Source organism: Pseudoalteromonas sp. SWN166 (assembly GCF_015864485.1).
Lineage (GTDB): Bacteria > Pseudomonadota > Gammaproteobacteria > Enterobacterales > Alteromonadaceae > Pseudoalteromonas.
Genome location: NZ_JADYXB010000002.1, coordinates 109,632 through 123,854, shown reverse-complemented (window position 1 = coordinate 123,854; position 14,223 = coordinate 109,632). Strand labels below are relative to the sequence as shown.

General features: G+C 37.6%; 18 protein-coding genes. 13 read left to right on the top strand and 5 right to left on the bottom strand.

Annotation, left to right across the window (positions count from 1 at the left end; genetic code table 11):
* The first annotated feature begins 31 nt into the window (after positions 1-31).
* The 6 genes from tusD to I6F49_RS01790 are packed head-to-tail and all read left to right on the top strand — an operon-like array spanning position 32 to position 2,450.
* A complete protein-coding gene (tusD, locus tag I6F49_RS01815) occupies positions 32-385 on the top strand; it encodes a sulfurtransferase complex subunit TusD (RefSeq protein WP_197178126.1) in 354 nt (117 codons plus the stop codon).
* Positions 382-738: a sulfurtransferase complex subunit TusC gene (gene tusC, locus I6F49_RS01810; RefSeq protein WP_007580210.1), complete on the top strand. Its 357-nt coding sequence runs from the start codon at positions 382-384 to the stop codon at positions 736-738. The genes tusD and tusC overlap by 4 nt, the downstream gene beginning before the upstream one ends.
* A complete protein-coding gene (locus I6F49_RS01805; protein ID WP_197178125.1) occupies positions 735-1,001 on the top strand; it encodes a DsrH/TusB family sulfur metabolism protein in 267 nt (88 codons plus the stop codon). Before tusC ends, I6F49_RS01805 begins: the two co-directional genes overlap by 4 nt.
* Positions 1,002-1,004: 3 nt before the next feature.
* Positions 1,005-1,334: a TusE/DsrC/DsvC family sulfur relay protein gene (locus tag I6F49_RS01800; protein ID WP_197178124.1), complete on the top strand. Its 330-nt coding sequence runs from the start codon at positions 1,005-1,007 to the stop codon at positions 1,332-1,334.
* Complete coding sequence (locus I6F49_RS01795; RefSeq protein ID WP_197178123.1) at positions 1,334-2,020, top strand: pseudouridine synthase; 687 nt, start codon at positions 1,334-1,336, stop codon at positions 2,018-2,020. Before I6F49_RS01800 ends, I6F49_RS01795 begins: the two co-directional genes overlap by 1 nt.
* Positions 2,013-2,450, top strand: coding sequence for an NUDIX domain-containing protein (locus I6F49_RS01790; RefSeq protein WP_197178122.1), 438 nt, complete (start codon positions 2,013-2,015; stop codon positions 2,448-2,450). The genes I6F49_RS01795 and I6F49_RS01790 overlap by 8 nt, the downstream gene beginning before the upstream one ends.
* A 45-nt stretch (positions 2,451-2,495) precedes the next feature.
* Here the strand turns inward: I6F49_RS01790 and I6F49_RS01785 are convergent, their stop codons facing one another.
* A complete protein-coding gene (locus I6F49_RS01785; RefSeq protein ID WP_197178121.1) occupies positions 2,496-3,767 on the bottom strand; it encodes a sensor domain-containing diguanylate cyclase in 1,272 nt (423 codons plus the stop codon).
* A 360-nt stretch (positions 3,768-4,127) separates the two neighbouring features.
* Between I6F49_RS01785 and mnmA the strand changes: the two genes are divergently transcribed.
* The 5 genes from mnmA to I6F49_RS01760 all read left to right on the top strand — a co-directional run bounded on the left by mnmA (position 4,128) and on the right by I6F49_RS01760 (position 9,081).
* Complete coding sequence (gene mnmA, locus I6F49_RS01780) at positions 4,128-5,228, top strand: tRNA 2-thiouridine(34) synthase MnmA (protein WP_197178120.1); 1,101 nt, start codon at positions 4,128-4,130, stop codon at positions 5,226-5,228.
* Positions 5,228-5,830 carry a high frequency lysogenization protein HflD gene (gene hflD / locus I6F49_RS01775; RefSeq protein ID WP_197178119.1) on the top strand — a complete coding sequence of 201 codons (603 nt, stop codon included), beginning with the start codon at positions 5,228-5,230 and terminating at the stop codon, positions 5,828-5,830. Before mnmA ends, hflD begins: the two co-directional genes overlap by 1 nt.
* A 31-nt stretch (positions 5,831-5,861) precedes the next feature.
* On the top strand, positions 5,862-7,232 hold the full coding sequence (purB, locus tag I6F49_RS01770) for an adenylosuccinate lyase (RefSeq protein ID WP_197178118.1): 1,371 nt from the start codon (positions 5,862-5,864) through the stop codon (positions 7,230-7,232).
* A gap of 78 nt (positions 7,233-7,310) precedes the next feature.
* Positions 7,311-8,468 carry a ribosomal protein uL16 3-hydroxylase gene (locus I6F49_RS01765; RefSeq protein ID WP_197178117.1) on the top strand — a complete coding sequence of 386 codons (1,158 nt, stop codon included), beginning with the start codon at positions 7,311-7,313 and terminating at the stop codon, positions 8,466-8,468.
* A 154-nt stretch (positions 8,469-8,622) separates the two neighbouring features.
* On the top strand, positions 8,623-9,081 hold the full coding sequence (locus I6F49_RS01760) for a GNAT family N-acetyltransferase (protein ID WP_165741970.1): 459 nt from the start codon (positions 8,623-8,625) through the stop codon (positions 9,079-9,081).
* Positions 9,082-9,143: 62 nt separating this feature from the next.
* Here the strand turns inward: I6F49_RS01760 and I6F49_RS01755 are convergent, their stop codons facing one another.
* From I6F49_RS01755 to I6F49_RS01745, 3 genes are all read right to left on the bottom strand, one after another.
* Entirely contained in the window at positions 9,144-9,590 is a 447-nt protein-coding gene (locus tag I6F49_RS01755) for a DUF4826 family protein (RefSeq protein ID WP_165741967.1), read from the bottom strand.
* A gap of 117 nt (positions 9,591-9,707) precedes the next feature.
* On the bottom strand, positions 9,708-11,111 hold the full coding sequence (locus I6F49_RS01750) for a M28 family peptidase (protein WP_197178116.1): 1,404 nt from the start codon (positions 11,109-11,111) through the stop codon (positions 9,708-9,710).
* A 118-nt stretch (positions 11,112-11,229) separates the two neighbouring features.
* Positions 11,230-11,622: a hypothetical protein gene (locus tag I6F49_RS01745; protein ID WP_197178115.1), complete on the bottom strand. Its 393-nt coding sequence runs from the start codon at positions 11,620-11,622 to the stop codon at positions 11,230-11,232.
* Between the two features lie 148 nt (positions 11,623-11,770).
* Here I6F49_RS01745 and I6F49_RS01740 point away from each other — a divergent pair, with 148 nt between their 5' ends.
* A complete protein-coding gene (locus I6F49_RS01740; protein ID WP_197178114.1) occupies positions 11,771-12,568 on the top strand; it encodes a hypothetical protein in 798 nt (265 codons plus the stop codon).
* Between the two features lie 6 nt (positions 12,569-12,574).
* On the opposite strand, the gene I6F49_RS01735 is transcribed toward I6F49_RS01740, so the two are convergent.
* Positions 12,575-12,979, bottom strand: coding sequence for a GFA family protein (locus tag I6F49_RS01735; protein ID WP_197178113.1), 405 nt, complete (start codon positions 12,977-12,979; stop codon positions 12,575-12,577).
* Positions 12,980-13,225: 246 nt separating this feature from the next.
* On the opposite strand from I6F49_RS01735, the gene I6F49_RS01730 reads away from it, so the two are divergent.
* Positions 13,226-14,062 (top strand): hypothetical protein, encoded by an 837-nt coding sequence (locus tag I6F49_RS01730; RefSeq protein ID WP_197178112.1) that lies wholly within the window; start codon positions 13,226-13,228, stop codon positions 14,060-14,062.
* Positions 14,063-14,223 lie beyond the last annotated feature (161 nt).

Genomic DNA, 14,223 nt, shown 5'->3' with positions numbered 1-14,223 from the left:
CCTTAATTGGGGCTTTTTTATTGGAATTGTTTTGTCACGTTTTGTTCTTTCATTACATACACCACCATCCGATCACGATACAACGCAAAGGTTAGTTAAGTTTGCGAATGCATGTTTAGTCCAAGGGCACACCATTGATGCTATTTTTTTATACCAGCAAGGTATTTATCATGCATCTACCCACTTTGATTTATCCTCAGACGAACTTCAAATTTCAGCACTTTGGCAGCAACTCGCCGATCAAAAACTAAATCTAATGCTGTGTGTTACCGCCGCTGAAAAACGCGGGTTAGATATTAAAAACACAGGTGTATTTAAAGTCGCAGGGTTGGCTGAATTTGCAATGCTTGCAAGCGACGCAGATAAATGGGTGCAATTTAAATGATAAACGTATTAGTAATGAGTCAGTGCAGTCCATTTGACGATTTAAATATTCGTGATGCACTTGATATGACATTGATATTTGCTGCCGTTGACCAAAATGTAAGTTGGTTGTTTAGCGGCCCCGCTGTTTTGGCTTTAAAAAAGCATCAACAACCAAACAATATTGGCTTAAAAGATTTTTTTAAAAACATTAAAACACTCGAAATCTATGATGTTGAAAACATCTACGTGTGTGAAAAGTCATTGCTTGATTATGGTTTAAATAAGCATGATTTACTCATAGAGGCAAAAGCACTCAACTTTAGCCAACAACAAACATTAATTAAAGCGCAGCAACATGTGGTGAATTTATGAGTACATTACATATTTTTTCTAAGCCGCTTAACTATTACTGCGCAAATCAGCTAGAGAACTTAATTTTATCAACCGATAACGTGCTACTTGTTGGTGATGCCTGCTTTGCAAAAAAACAATTTAGGCAATTTGCAGATACACTGTTAATGCTTGATCAAGATGCGCAAGTACGTGCAATAAAATTAACAGATAACGATAAAGCAATTAGCTATGAAGACTTTGTAGCACTGACTTTATCAACTAATCAATCAATTACGTGGTAACTCATGCTTGAATTTAATAACCAACAGATTGAAACCGACAAACAAGGCTACTTGCTTGACCATACTTTATGGTCAAAGGAACTTGCACCTGTAATTGCTACCCAAGAAAACATTACCCTCAGCCCTCAACACTGGGAAGTCATTAACTTTGTTCGTGATTTTTACATTGAATATAACACCAGCCCAGCCATTAGAATGCTTGTAAAAGCTATGGCTAAAGCACTCGGTGAAGACAAAGGGAATAGCCTTTATTTATATAAATTATTTCCTAAAGGCCCTGCAAAGCAAGCGACCAAAATTGCCGGATTACCAAAACCAGCTAGGTGTATCTAATGAGAAGTAAATCAAGCAATAATCAAGTAACACAAGCCAAACCTAAAAGAAGTACTGGCCGAACTTATTCTCGCAGTGCACTTAACAAAACGCCTTCAGGTAAAAGAGAAATAAAGCCGCAAATAGCATCTAAAGACAGAAAAATTGTATTATTCAACAAACCATTTGATGTGCTATGCCAATTTACAGATGACGCCGACAGACAAACGCTTGCAGAGTTTATCCCTATTAAAGAAGTTTACGCAGCAGGAAGATTAGACAGAGACAGTGAAGGTTTATTGCTTTTAACAAACTGCGGTAAATTACAAAACACCTTAACTGCACCTGATAAAAAAACCAATAAAACCTACTGGGCACAAGTTGAAGGTGAACCAACAAGTGAATCAATTAATGATTTATGTAATGGCGTAAAACTTAAAGACGGGCTGACACTCCCTGCTAACGTTAAAATAATAGATGAGCCTACAATTTGGGCGCGTAATCCCCCTGTACGCGAGCGAAAAGCAATCCCAACTACGTGGCTAAGTATCACCATTAACGAAGGTAAAAATAGACAAGTTCGTCGAATGACCGCACATATTGGCCATCCTACACTTCGCCTTATTCGCTATAGCATTGGTAACTATACGTTAGATGATATTAATTGTGGTGAATACAAAGTAATTAAGGGTGTAGTTGATGCATAAACCGCATGTCACGGTTGCAGCAATAGTAAAAAAGCAAAATGAGTTTTTGCTCGTCAAAGAGCGCGATAAATTTACACAGCAGGTTTGCTACAATCAACCTGCTGGTCATTTAGAACAAAACGAAACGCTTGCACAAGCCGCAAGCAGAGAATTACTTGAAGAAACAGGCTTAGCGCTTGAGCCAGTCGGCTTTTTAGGTGTGTATAATTTGCATGCCGAAAATGGAGTGCACTATTTACGGTTCTGCTTTTTATTTGAAGCGCCCGATAACATACAAACTCCAGTGCCAATAGATACCGATATAATCAGCGCCAATTGGTACACGTTAGAGCAAATAAAATCACTAACGCTTAGAAGCCCTTTAGTATTGAAGTGTATTAACGACAACCTGAATCGACCAGTATTAAGCCTAGAAACTATTTATAATTAGCTATATTGGGGAGTAGCTTAAATAAAATAATTAACTCTATTTTATTTACTCTGAGCTTAGCGCTATACAGTTACGCCCTTGTTTTTTAGCATAATACAGGGCGTTATCAGCGGCTTTTACAAAGCTGATTTCATCACTATTTGTATAGTCACTGATGGTATTAATACCCATACTTATAGATAAAAATCCGGTAAAGCTATCCTGGTGTGCAATAGCTAAGTTCTCTACAGATTTTTGTATTTGCTCAGCTATAAACAACGCCCCTTGCCTATCGGTTTGAGGTAATAAAACAACAAACTCCTCTCCCCCATAGCGAGCAACAAAATCTTCTGAGCGACTAACCGTTGAAGCAATTGTTTGAGCCACATCATATAAACACGTATCGCCCGCTACATGCCCATACCGGTCATTAAATTGTTTAAAATGGTCAATATCGATAATAATCATCGATAGCATGCCTTCGCATTCTTTTGCTCGTTCGTACTCATGCGTTAGTTTTTCATCAAACCGACGCCTATTTGCTATTTTGGTTAATGCATCCAAAAAGGCCATATCCCTAAGTATATCCTCTGCTTCTAAACGCTCTGTAGCATCCTTAAAAACAGCTAAAAACTCTTCACCTATATCAATTCCTGAAATTTCCATCATCACTTGTGAACCATCACGACATGAAACTCGATAGTTATTTGCGGGTATATCGTTGTTATTATTTAGCGCCTTTTCAAGTGAGTCTTGCCAAAGATCTTTTACAAGTGCTCTGTATTGTGGATCTGGATACGCTTTTTCCCACCACGATTTAAGATTAGGTACATCCTCTACCGTATAACCAAAAACATCTACAAAGCGTTGATTAACTTTTAAAATATCACCCGTTTTGGCACACACATTACATACCGGCATTGGCAAAACGGTAAATAACCTAGCGTAATGACTTATCTCATGTTTGCGCATAGGGTTGAGTGTACTTTTAGGTAAGTAACTCATTGGCATATCACTTTTTTCAATACTAAGCTTTTCGTCCATTTCTAAAGCAAAATACCATTCAAGCCACCAATGCTCTACACGCTCAAGCACCTTTAGCTCAATGTTCTTTTTAGCGGTTGAGCCCTTAATTAAACTAAATAACTCATGTACATGGTTTGGTTCTTGGAAAATGTGGGGGTTTTTGAGTTTTATTAACTCATAAAAAAGGTGATAGGCTGACTTTTTAAACTCTGTCGTTTTACTGAAGAGTAATTCACTATCCACAAAATCAGATTCGTTTGTGTAGTGTTCAACTAAAGAATTTATCTTGTCTATTTGATAGGCGTAATTCATATATTCATTCCATTGACTATATATCAAGCGACTTAAAGTGGTTTACATTCATATACTCACCACTATTTTTATTTTATTAAGTGTATATTTACTCTAGTAGTTTTAAAAGAAAATACTATTAATAAAACTCAATAACTACATGAATTATTCTATAGTCTTAATTTATTAGTAAAGATCACTTTAATATTACTAAAGTTACAGCCTGATAACGCGCTTAAGTCTAGTTTGCTATTTGTTATATAAATAAAATACTGACTAATTCCCCTCTTTGCGCCCTTAGTCTCTTTAAGCACAAACAAAATACATGCTATAATCGCGGCCTTTCCAAGTTAACAGCAATCTGTATAAGCGAAATTATTCATGAGCGAAAATAGTCACATTAAAGTCATTGTTGGCATGTCCGGCGGTGTTGATTCTTCTGTATCTGCGTATTTATTACAACAACAGGGCTACCAAGTAGAAGGCCTGTTTATGAAGAACTGGGAAGAAGATGACAATGATGAATACTGTGCTGCAGCTGATGACTTAAAAGATGCGCAAGCAGTGTGCGACAAATTAGGCATTGAGCTTCACACTGTTAACTTTGCAGCAGAATACTGGGACAACGTATTTGAGTACTTTTTAGCAGAGTACAAAGCAGGCCGTACACCTAACCCAGATATAATGTGTAACAAAGAAATTAAATTTAAAGCTTTTTTAGAATTTGCAGCTCAAGCACTCGGCGCAGACTTTATTGCAACGGGTCACTATGTTCGCCGTGAGCTTCGCGATGACAAATACGTAATGTGTCGCGGACTTGATAACAATAAAGATCAAAGCTACTTTTTATATACGCTAAGCCACGAGCACCTCAGCCAAACTTTATTCCCTGTAGGTGATATCGAAAAACCTGAAGTACGCCGCATAGCAGAAGAGCAAGACCTAATCACTCACGATAAAAAAGATAGCACTGGCATTTGCTTTATCGGTGAGCGTAAATTTAAAGACTTTTTACAAAAGTTCTTACCAGCACAGCCAGGTGTTATCGAAGACACTGACGGTAACAACGTAGGTGAGCACGAAGGCTTAATGTACCATACGCTTGGACAACGCAAAGGCTTGTTAATTGGCGGTATGAAAGAAGGCTCTGGTGAGCCATGGTATGTTGTTGATAAAGACTTAGAACGTAACGTACTTATTGTAGGCCAAGGTAAAGATCACCCTCGTCTATACAGCAACGGTCTTAACGCTAATCAACTGCATTGGGTAGACCGAATTGGTCCTAAAGGCACAACTCGCTGCACAGTAAAAACACGTTACCGCCAAGAAGACTTAAGCTGTACTTTACTTGTAGGTGAAGACGGTATGGCACGTGTATTATTTGACGAGCCGCAAAAAGCAGTAACACCTGGTCAATCAGCTGTATTTTATGCAGAAGATGTGTGTTTAGGCGGTGGTATTATTGATTCGGTGATCAAGTAATGAATGAACACCAAGTCATGGCGCTTGCCGCCATGTGCCAGGCTGCTAAACAAGTTCAAAAAACTGCCCAATACGGCAACAATAATGAACATGATTTAGAAATCTTACTTTCAAGTATTATCCAAACATCGCCTGCATCGCCAGAAGATGTTTATCAAGGCACTGACAACTTACGTGACGGTTACAAAACATTAATGGCGCAGCTAACTGCTGGCGCTCAAAAAGATGTTGAAATAGTTAAATACGTAGGTGGTTTAATGCAACTTGAGCGCGCACTCAGTGCAAACGACAAAAGCTTAAACGAATTAGGTAAACGAATAGATGATATTCATCGTCGTTTAGATCATTTTGCTATTACCGACGAGAGCGTTGTCGCCGGTTTAGCAGATATATACTCGTCGGTGCTGAGCCCCCTTGGGCACCGAATACAGGTTTATGGTAAACCCGAGTTATTAAAACAGCAGCTCACTCAAAATAAAATCCGTGCATTATTATTAGCCGGCATTAGAAGTGCGGTGTTATGGCGACAAATGGGCGGTAAACGCCGTCACTTTTTCTTTGCAAAAAGAAAAATACTCGCCATTGCTAAAACTAAGATTTAATTATCGTTCAAACTAAAATTTAGGAGTTATTATGGAGCTTTCAGCGTTAACGGCTATCTCTCCAGTGGATGGTCGCTACGGCAGCAAAACCACTGAACTACGCAGTATTTTCAGCGAATTTGGCTTAATCAAATACCGCGTAACCGTTGAAGTGCGTTGGTTGCAAGCGTTAGCTGCAGCAAGCGATATTAAAGAAGTACCTGCATTTAGCGAACAAGCTAATGCACTACTAAATGCCATTGTAGATAACTTCAGTGAAGCTGATGCACAGCGCGTTAAAGATATTGAACGCACTACAAACCACGATGTTAAAGCGGTTGAATACCTACTAAAAGAAAAAGTAGCCGATAACAGTGAACTTCATGCAATTAACGAATTTATTCACTTTGCTTGTACCTCAGAAGATATTAACAATCTATCTCATGGTTTAATGCTAAGTGAAGCGCGTAAAAATGTTTTACTTCCTTATTGCGATGAACTTTTAAGCGCAATTAAAGCGAAAGCAATTGAATACAAAACAATCCCAATGATGACGCGTACGCACGGACAACCTGCTACACCATCAACTATGGGCAAAGAGTTTGCTAACGTATATATGCGTTTAAAACGTCAACGCGGGCAAATTGCACAAGTAGAGATGCTAGGTAAAGTTAATGGTGCTGTTGGTAACTACAACGCTCACCTTAGCGCGTACCCAGATTACGACTGGCATACACATGCAGATAAATTTGTATCAAGCTTAGGTTTAACACTAAACCCATTTACTACACAAATTGAACCGCATGACTACATTGCAGAGTTGTTTGACGCTATTGCACGTTTTAACACTATATTATTAGATTTTGACCGTGACATGTGGGGTTACATCGCCCTTAATCACTTTAAGCAAAAAACAATTGCTGGTGAAATTGGCTCATCCACAATGCCACATAAAGTTAACCCAATTGATTTTGAAAACTCAGAAGGTAACTTAGGTTTAGCAAACGCTATTTTTGCTCATCTTGCACAAAAATTACCAGTTTCTCGCTGGCAGCGTGACCTTACCGATTCAACGGTATTACGTAACTTAGGTGTAGGTATGGGTTATGCACTTATTGCATACCAATCAACACTAAAAGGTGTGAGCAAACTTGAAGTTAACGAGCAACGTTTAGCTGACGAGCTTGATCAAAACTGGGAATTGCTAGCCGAGCCGATTCAAACAGTTATGCGTAAATATGGTATTGAAAAGCCGTACGAAAAACTTAAAGATTTAACACGCGGCAAACGTGTAAATCAAGAAATAATGGCTGACTTCATTGATGGTTTAGACCTTCCTGAAGACGCTAAAGTAGAAATGAAAAAACTTACTCCAGCTAACTATATTGGCCGTGCTGTTGAGTTTATTGATGATTTAGTTTAAAACTAAATTATTCTTTTAAAAAGCGAAAGGTTAGCCCTTTCGCTTTTTTTGTTTTAGCACTAATTTATGAGCCTTTGTATGTACCAACTAAAAATAAATAACCTCTCCGAGCAAGAATTTCTCACCCATTTTTGGCAAAAAAAACCGCTTTTAATCAAACAAGGTTTTGCTGATTTTCAAGACCCGCTTGATGCTAATGAATTGGCCGGCCTAGCAATGGAAGAAAGCATAGAGTCACGTATTATTACGAATCATAAAAACGATTGGCAAACATACCAAGGTCCATTTGAAGACTTTGAGCAATTAACAGACGAGCAATCTACTTTACTCGTACAAGCGGTTGATCACTGGCATCCAGATGCTGCACAGCTACTGGAACCATTTAGATTTATTCCTAACTGGCGTATAGATGACTTAATGATCAGCTATTCAACGCCTGGCGGTGGTGTTGGCCCGCATTTAGATCAGTACGACGTATTTATTATTCAAGGCGAAGGTAAACGCCATTGGCGTGTAGGCCTGCCTGATCCAACACTTAAACAGTTTGCTCAAAACAAAAAGTTACTGCAAGTAGAAGCATTTGAAGCCGTAATCGATTGCATATTAGAGCCTGGCGACATTTTATATATTCCACCAGGGTGCCCTCACGAAGGTTACGCTGTAGAAAATGCACTAAACTATTCAGTTGGTTTTAGAGCGCCAAATCAGCAAGATTTATTATCGAGCTTTGCCGATCATATTATTGATACCGAAAGCGGCCAAAAACGTTATACCGATCACAACATAACGCTCAGAAAATCTAAAGGTGAGCTTACTAATCTTGAAGTGGAAAAAGTTAAAACATTAATGGCTGCCCTTTTAGAAAACGACGACTTGTTTAAACAATGGTTGGGGTCAACGCTTAGTCAGCCTAAACATGAGATGGATTTAGCACCTATAGAGCCTCCATTTACATCAGAACAAATAGCTGATGACTTAAACAATGAAGAAGCTGTGTTTGAACGTTTAGGTGGTACGCGTGCTATTTACCAGCAGCTCGAAACCGAGGTGTTACTAAGTGTAAATGGCGAAAATTACGCTATACCGTTAACTGACTTACCGGCGGTAAAACTACTTACCGATAATACTGAGTTTGAAAGTTCAGCATTAAATTTAGCAAACCCAAGTTTAGTTTTTACTCAAACCTTTACTACACTTGTTAATGAGGGGATCTGGTTTAATATAGACCAAGAGTAATAATACCAATTTTATTAATAATGATGAGCATTTTGCAGCGTAAAATATTGTGTGTACAGGTCAGTTAAAAATTTTAATTTTTACCTGATCTTGGCTTAAATAATTTTGCTGCGATTGCTCACTCATTTTAATTTGGTATCAATAGGAGTATGCAATGGGCTATTTGGTTAATAAAGTTGAATGGGATTTACAAAAAGACATATTACAAAAAATTCGTGAGCGGGTTTTTGTCTACGAATTACATATTCCAAAACACATTGAGTTTGATAGCCTAGATAAAATTGCGTTACATGTACTTGTTACAGATGACGCGCACCACCCTGTTGCAACAGGTAGATTATGTACTGATGGCTTAATTAGCAGAATAGCAGTATTACCCGCCCACCGAAATCGCAGTGTATATAAATCACTTCTCAATTTTATTGTTAAGCTAGCATCTAGCCAAGGCATAGAAGAAATCAGCATTAATTGTATTTTAAATGAAGTAGGACGTTTTAAGCTAAATGGCTTTGCAGAACACGGAAATGTTTTTATGGAAGCTGGAATTGCAAGACAGCGTATGCAGTGTAAAGTTGAGCACTTTAATACAGCCCCTTTCACGCTTGTTCATTAGATAAAGAAAAGGGTAATAAATAAGCTATTACCCTCTACGTTATTGCTTAATACGCACCATAGCTACTTTGATTCATTAGCCCACAGTGGTTCATTCTCATATATTTCGTACAAGCCATGTGCTCTATTTATAAGTAAGTTAGCAAAATCTACCTGCGTTTTATCTCGCGCGCCTGTACTCATAATTTGATCCGCTTTTAATTGCCACTGCAATGAAAAGTAACGCATTGCATCGCGTGCATCTGTTGCTGCACTTACTTCAGCATGATCAGTAGGTAAGCGCCCTGTAACAACCCAATAAGTTTTACCGTTCTGTGCTTTAAACTTCCACATTGCACAAAGAGGTGCTAAAAATCGGCTGTCTTTATCAACTACTGACTTTGGCATAATACCTTTTTCGGCTAAATGCTTTTGTGCAGCTTGAAAGCATTCACGCTGCCATGCAATACCTTGCTGTTCTGCTAAAGCTTGCTCTTGTGCTGTTAACTGTTTTTTTTCTTGTTGTTCCATTTTAATAACCTTTTTACTTCTTTTTTTACACTCTAAGGGCTTAGTAAATAAGGTGCAAGTATAAAACAGTCGTTTGCACCTTAAAGCCTTCTGTTTGCTGTGTTTTTAGACAAATTGCTATTTTATATTGTGATCAAACGATCCTACATCACCCGGAAAAACCACTGGTGACTCAATGCCCTCTTTACTAACAGAGGCAACACCAAAGTAATAATTATCAATCACTACATTTTCAAGCGTATACTTTGAAACATTACCCACGTATTTACTAAATTGCCATTGCGGCTCACTCGTGTAACGCCAATAAATTTTATATCCAGCAATGTTCTCGTCATCATTTTTCGCCCATGAAAACGAAGTATTAGCTGTAACAGCCCCCGTTATTTTAACCTTTTTTGGTGGTGCAGGTGCCCATGCCATAGACGCCATAGTTACCGCATTAAGTGAGGTTAGCTTTGCCGTGTAATCAAAATCAACGCCTTCAATTGTATCGCCATACTCAACACCATTCTCAGTGCGTAGATCTTGATGCTGACGATCGTAGTGCTCGTTAGTTTCCATAATACGCACCGCTGCAAAACCTGCATCGTTAAATGGACGATGATGCCCACCACGGCCAAATCTATCTAATCGATATACAAGCATCGTATCTAGATTAGGGATGTATCTGTCGGCAACGGTATCAATATAACGTGCTAAATTGCGACTCGCCGAATCAACTTCACCACCTGTAAAGCGACGAGTATTAGCTTGCGCCTTGGTTTCTACAACACGGGTGCCTTCAGAGAATATACGTGCAGTGGTGTTATCGATTACGCCATTAATTCCGGTAATGTTACCAATCATATCGTTATTTAAAACACCATGAACTTGCCAGTTATGCTTTTGCGCATACGCGGTGAGTATTTTTCCGCCAAACAACCCTTGCTCTTCGCCCGAAAGCGCCGCATACACTACTGAGCCATTAAATTTATACTTACTCAGTACTCGCGCAGCTTCAATTACACCAGCAACACCCGACGCGTTATCGTTTGCTCCAGGCGAATCGCTGGTAAAATCCATAACATCACTTACACGCGAATCTATGTCACCCGACATCATCACCATGCGATTAGGCTCACTTGACCCGCGTTGAATAGCGACAATATTCACCACTTCAACAGGATTCGGAATGCGTTTTTCGCCCGATATAGTCTCTTTTACTTCTATTATTTCCAGGCAGCCTCCACATTGGGCTGATATTGTTTCAAATTCTTTTTTTATCCAACGCCTTGCCGCGCCTATGCCTCGAGTATCCGACTTAGTCTCTGAAAGAGTATGGCGAGTACCAAAATCCACCAGCGTTTGAATGTCACTGCCAATACGTTCAGCCGATACTTCGCTAGCTATAACATGTAACTTTTGTTGGTCGGTATATTGTAATTGCGTTTCACCATTTGCTGACATAGCAATGCTACATGCACTAGCGAGTACGCTAAATTTAAGTAATCTTGTTGATATTTTAAAAGGTGATTTAAGCATCTATTAGCTCCTAATTATTATAGTGTAACCATTACTTAACTAAAATTTTATGGCAATACATTTGAGGTAGATGTAGAAAGGAGCACGCTAAAGCGCAGTTATAACAATAGTTAGATAATTAATTGAGTCGTACAATTAACATAATGCCGGTCATAGGGATTAAACCAAACATCCAAAGTTTTATTCCTAAAATATATTTTTTAAAGCTCCCTTTATTTATACGTGATCTAACTCTACTTCTATAACCGTTAAAATTACCCAAAATTGAAAATACGATTCCAAGTACTACTGCGTAAAATAAAGCACCAATAAGTAAAGGATTTTGCTTAAAAATACTGATTATTTTATCTAAGTAGCGAACGTTGAAGGTCATCGCTAAAAGAAAAATATATAACGTTGATATCATCGCTAACAATGTTGCCGCATTAATGGCTGTATTTTTATTTCTTGAATCTAACTTTTTCATCCACTGAGCGCATACAAAATGTACTGCACAAATAAATGTTCTCATTTTCAATCCTTGAATGACGTTTAACTTGTTAATTGCTAATACACTATTATATTTAGAGGTTAAATTACAAACCTTGTTACACAATAACTATTAAAAAATGTGCTTTTCGTGGCAAACTAGCATTGTGTATATATTAATAGTTTAAGTTATGCGTCAGCTAAAAGAAGATACAATTAAAAGTAACCTTATCGAATCACAGCAAAGTGAATACGGCCCCGTATGCGTGTATCAAAATAAAGAATACCGTTGGTTAACGCTTGCACAAAAAACTGATGAAGACATAACAATTCAAGGCGTTATGAATCTTACACACCCTGAGCAAGTAATTGTGCCTGTAAACCAGTGTATGATGTTATTTTTACTTAAACCAGTAGATACACTAAAAATATTAAATTTAGGCTTAGGCACGGCAGGGTTTGAGCGAATTATGTACCACTTACAAAATAATACACCTCACATAAAAACTATAAATACATTTAACACAGTAGAAATAAACCCAAGCATTGCCTTAATTGCTGCCCAGTACTTTAAGTTACCCATTAAGCACCGCACCTATTTACAATGCGCCGAGCAATATATTACACAATGTTCTGATCTCTTTAACGTAATCACTATCGATATTTTTAGTGGTGAATATCACCAGCCTTTTTTAACCAGCGATAGCTTTTGGCAAAATATAAATCGCTGCAGTGAGCAAAATACGCAAGTAATCATAAATTTAAATCCACAAACTGGCCAAGAGCTGCAAATGCTTTTAGTTCTATTGAGGCAACATTTTAAGTGTTTAGCAATAATAGAGTTTAACGAATACAAAAATATAGTGATCATGCTAAGCCAACAAACATTAATGCACATAAACGTTGATGAAATACAAAACTCACCTGTGTTTATGAATTTTGCACCTGACCTTTATAAAAATATTAACAGTATTTATCACATAGAATAAAACGTGTTACCTTCCAGGTTCATGTTTTTCATAACAAGGTAAGCTTGTTTCTAGCTGCTCCCAGTTAGCTTTAGACGTAACAAAATTATGCGATAATACTTGCTCTGTAATATCGGTATCGAATATTCCTAAACGAATTCGTATTCTACTTTTATCATCGCTGTTGCTGCTATAAACAGGCGAGCCACAGCATTTACAAAAGTAGCGTTTACGCCCTGGTTTAAAACTAAATTCACTAAGTAGTGCTTGTCCTTTGATTATTGTAAAGTCATCTGTATTTACATAGCCATTGGTTGCAAATGCAGTCCCGCTGTTTTTTCTGCACAGTGAACAATGACAATGAATAATGCTGGTTATACTGCCCGACACTTCAACGCTTACCTCACCGCACAAACACGAACCCGTATACATATAACATCCTAACTATTAAGTTATTTTAAATTCAGCTGAAATTTACTGAGTTGATTTAATGGATAAGTTTACTGGTTAATTTTCTGAATGGAATAATAATTTTTGTATCTTCACAGTTCCCACTGCTATACCTGCTTTTTAATGATTGACATAAAAAAGTTAAATTGGTTATATAAATATTAAAAATAAATATAGCCAAAATTTATATTGGTTAACCAAATATAAATAATATTACGAGAGCCAATTATGCCTTCCAAACACATTTTAATTCTATGTTTGTTTAGCACGCTATCAGCATGTTCAAACATTCACAAAAATACATCGAGCGATTGGCTACTTATTGATAACTTTGAAAATTCACTTAGCAAGTGGCAAAGTGTCGATACCCAAAATGAAACTAAACCACAGGTCAAAAATCCACAAATAACAGTTATACAATCAGAACAAGCAACTACATCCACAAATCATTATTTATTAAAAAAGCCCGCACGCGATGGTATTGTTGGCAATCGTAAAGCGCTTTCTTATACAAAGCTTCCACAAGCGGTTGAAGTTGGTCAAATCTACACTTTTTATATACGTATAAACGTAGCAGCGTTTCCTAATAACCATGCTTTTGGCTTGAGTAACCTCACCCCAGAGCTCATTAATAAACATGCGTACGATGCGTTTGAGCCTACACTTCGCATAACCGATAAAACAGAGTCAAATGGTTTTGTTAACGATGGTGCGTTAATGGTTAAAACCGACAGCGGTTATAGCAATATTCAAAACTACACCACTAAGCAATCGGCTAAACCTCTGCAAACAAATACCTGGTACGACGTATGGTACGTTGTTAATAATTCAGCAGCCTCAGAGCAAGGTCAGCAATACAATGTTTACGTAAAAGGCGGTGAATTTAAAAAGCAAACACTGGTCTACAAAAATGCACAATTTAGAATGAAGCGCGAGCAACCGCTTATATATTTTTTAGCAAACTGTAATACAGGCCCTATTAAAAAGCCTTACGGCAACGGTGGTCTAAGGTATGATGATTTATACATGAGCAAAGGAATAAATCTAAATTACCCAACATTATAAATATGAGTAGAGCGCTTTTTAGGTGTTCTTTTAGATTTTCTGTTAGATATAAGTTTATATTAATAATGCTCTACCATATTCATAATTAATGCCCTACAAACCTGCATTTTAAAATACTTAACTGGTATGATAGCCGCCATTATTTGCCATTTAAGTTTTTA

Coding starts and splice junctions, on each gene's coding strand:
- tusC (WP_007580210.1), top strand. CDS start 382: ATGATAAACGTATTAGTAATGAGTCAGTGCAGTCCATTTGACGATTTA.
- I6F49_RS01805 (WP_197178125.1), top strand. CDS start 735: ATGAGTACATTACATATTTTTTCTAAGCCGCTTAACTATTACTGCGCA.
- I6F49_RS01800 (WP_197178124.1), top strand. CDS start 1,005: ATGCTTGAATTTAATAACCAACAGATTGAAACCGACAAACAAGGCTAC.
- I6F49_RS01795 (WP_197178123.1), top strand. CDS start 1,334: ATGAGAAGTAAATCAAGCAATAATCAAGTAACACAAGCCAAACCTAAA.
- I6F49_RS01790 (WP_197178122.1), top strand. CDS start 2,013: ATGCATAAACCGCATGTCACGGTTGCAGCAATAGTAAAAAAGCAAAAT.
- I6F49_RS01785 (WP_197178121.1), bottom strand. CDS start 3,767: ATGAATTACGCCTATCAAATAGACAAGATAAATTCTTTAGTTGAACAC.
- mnmA (WP_197178120.1), top strand. CDS start 4,128: ATGAGCGAAAATAGTCACATTAAAGTCATTGTTGGCATGTCCGGCGGT.
- hflD (WP_197178119.1), top strand. CDS start 5,228: ATGAATGAACACCAAGTCATGGCGCTTGCCGCCATGTGCCAGGCTGCT.
- purB (WP_197178118.1), top strand. CDS start 5,862: ATGGAGCTTTCAGCGTTAACGGCTATCTCTCCAGTGGATGGTCGCTAC.
- I6F49_RS01765 (WP_197178117.1), top strand. CDS start 7,311: ATGTACCAACTAAAAATAAATAACCTCTCCGAGCAAGAATTTCTCACC.
- I6F49_RS01760 (WP_165741970.1), top strand. CDS start 8,623: ATGGGCTATTTGGTTAATAAAGTTGAATGGGATTTACAAAAAGACATA.
- I6F49_RS01755 (WP_165741967.1), bottom strand. CDS start 9,590: ATGGAACAACAAGAAAAAAAACAGTTAACAGCACAAGAGCAAGCTTTA.
- I6F49_RS01750 (WP_197178116.1), bottom strand. CDS start 11,111: ATGCTTAAATCACCTTTTAAAATATCAACAAGATTACTTAAATTTAGC.
- I6F49_RS01745 (WP_197178115.1), bottom strand. CDS start 11,622: ATGAGAACATTTATTTGTGCAGTACATTTTGTATGCGCTCAGTGGATG.
- I6F49_RS01740 (WP_197178114.1), top strand. CDS start 11,771: ATGCGTCAGCTAAAAGAAGATACAATTAAAAGTAACCTTATCGAATCA.
- I6F49_RS01735 (WP_197178113.1), bottom strand. CDS start 12,979: ATGTATACGGGTTCGTGTTTGTGCGGTGAGGTAAGCGTTGAAGTGTCG.
- I6F49_RS01730 (WP_197178112.1), top strand. CDS start 13,226: ATGCCTTCCAAACACATTTTAATTCTATGTTTGTTTAGCACGCTATCA.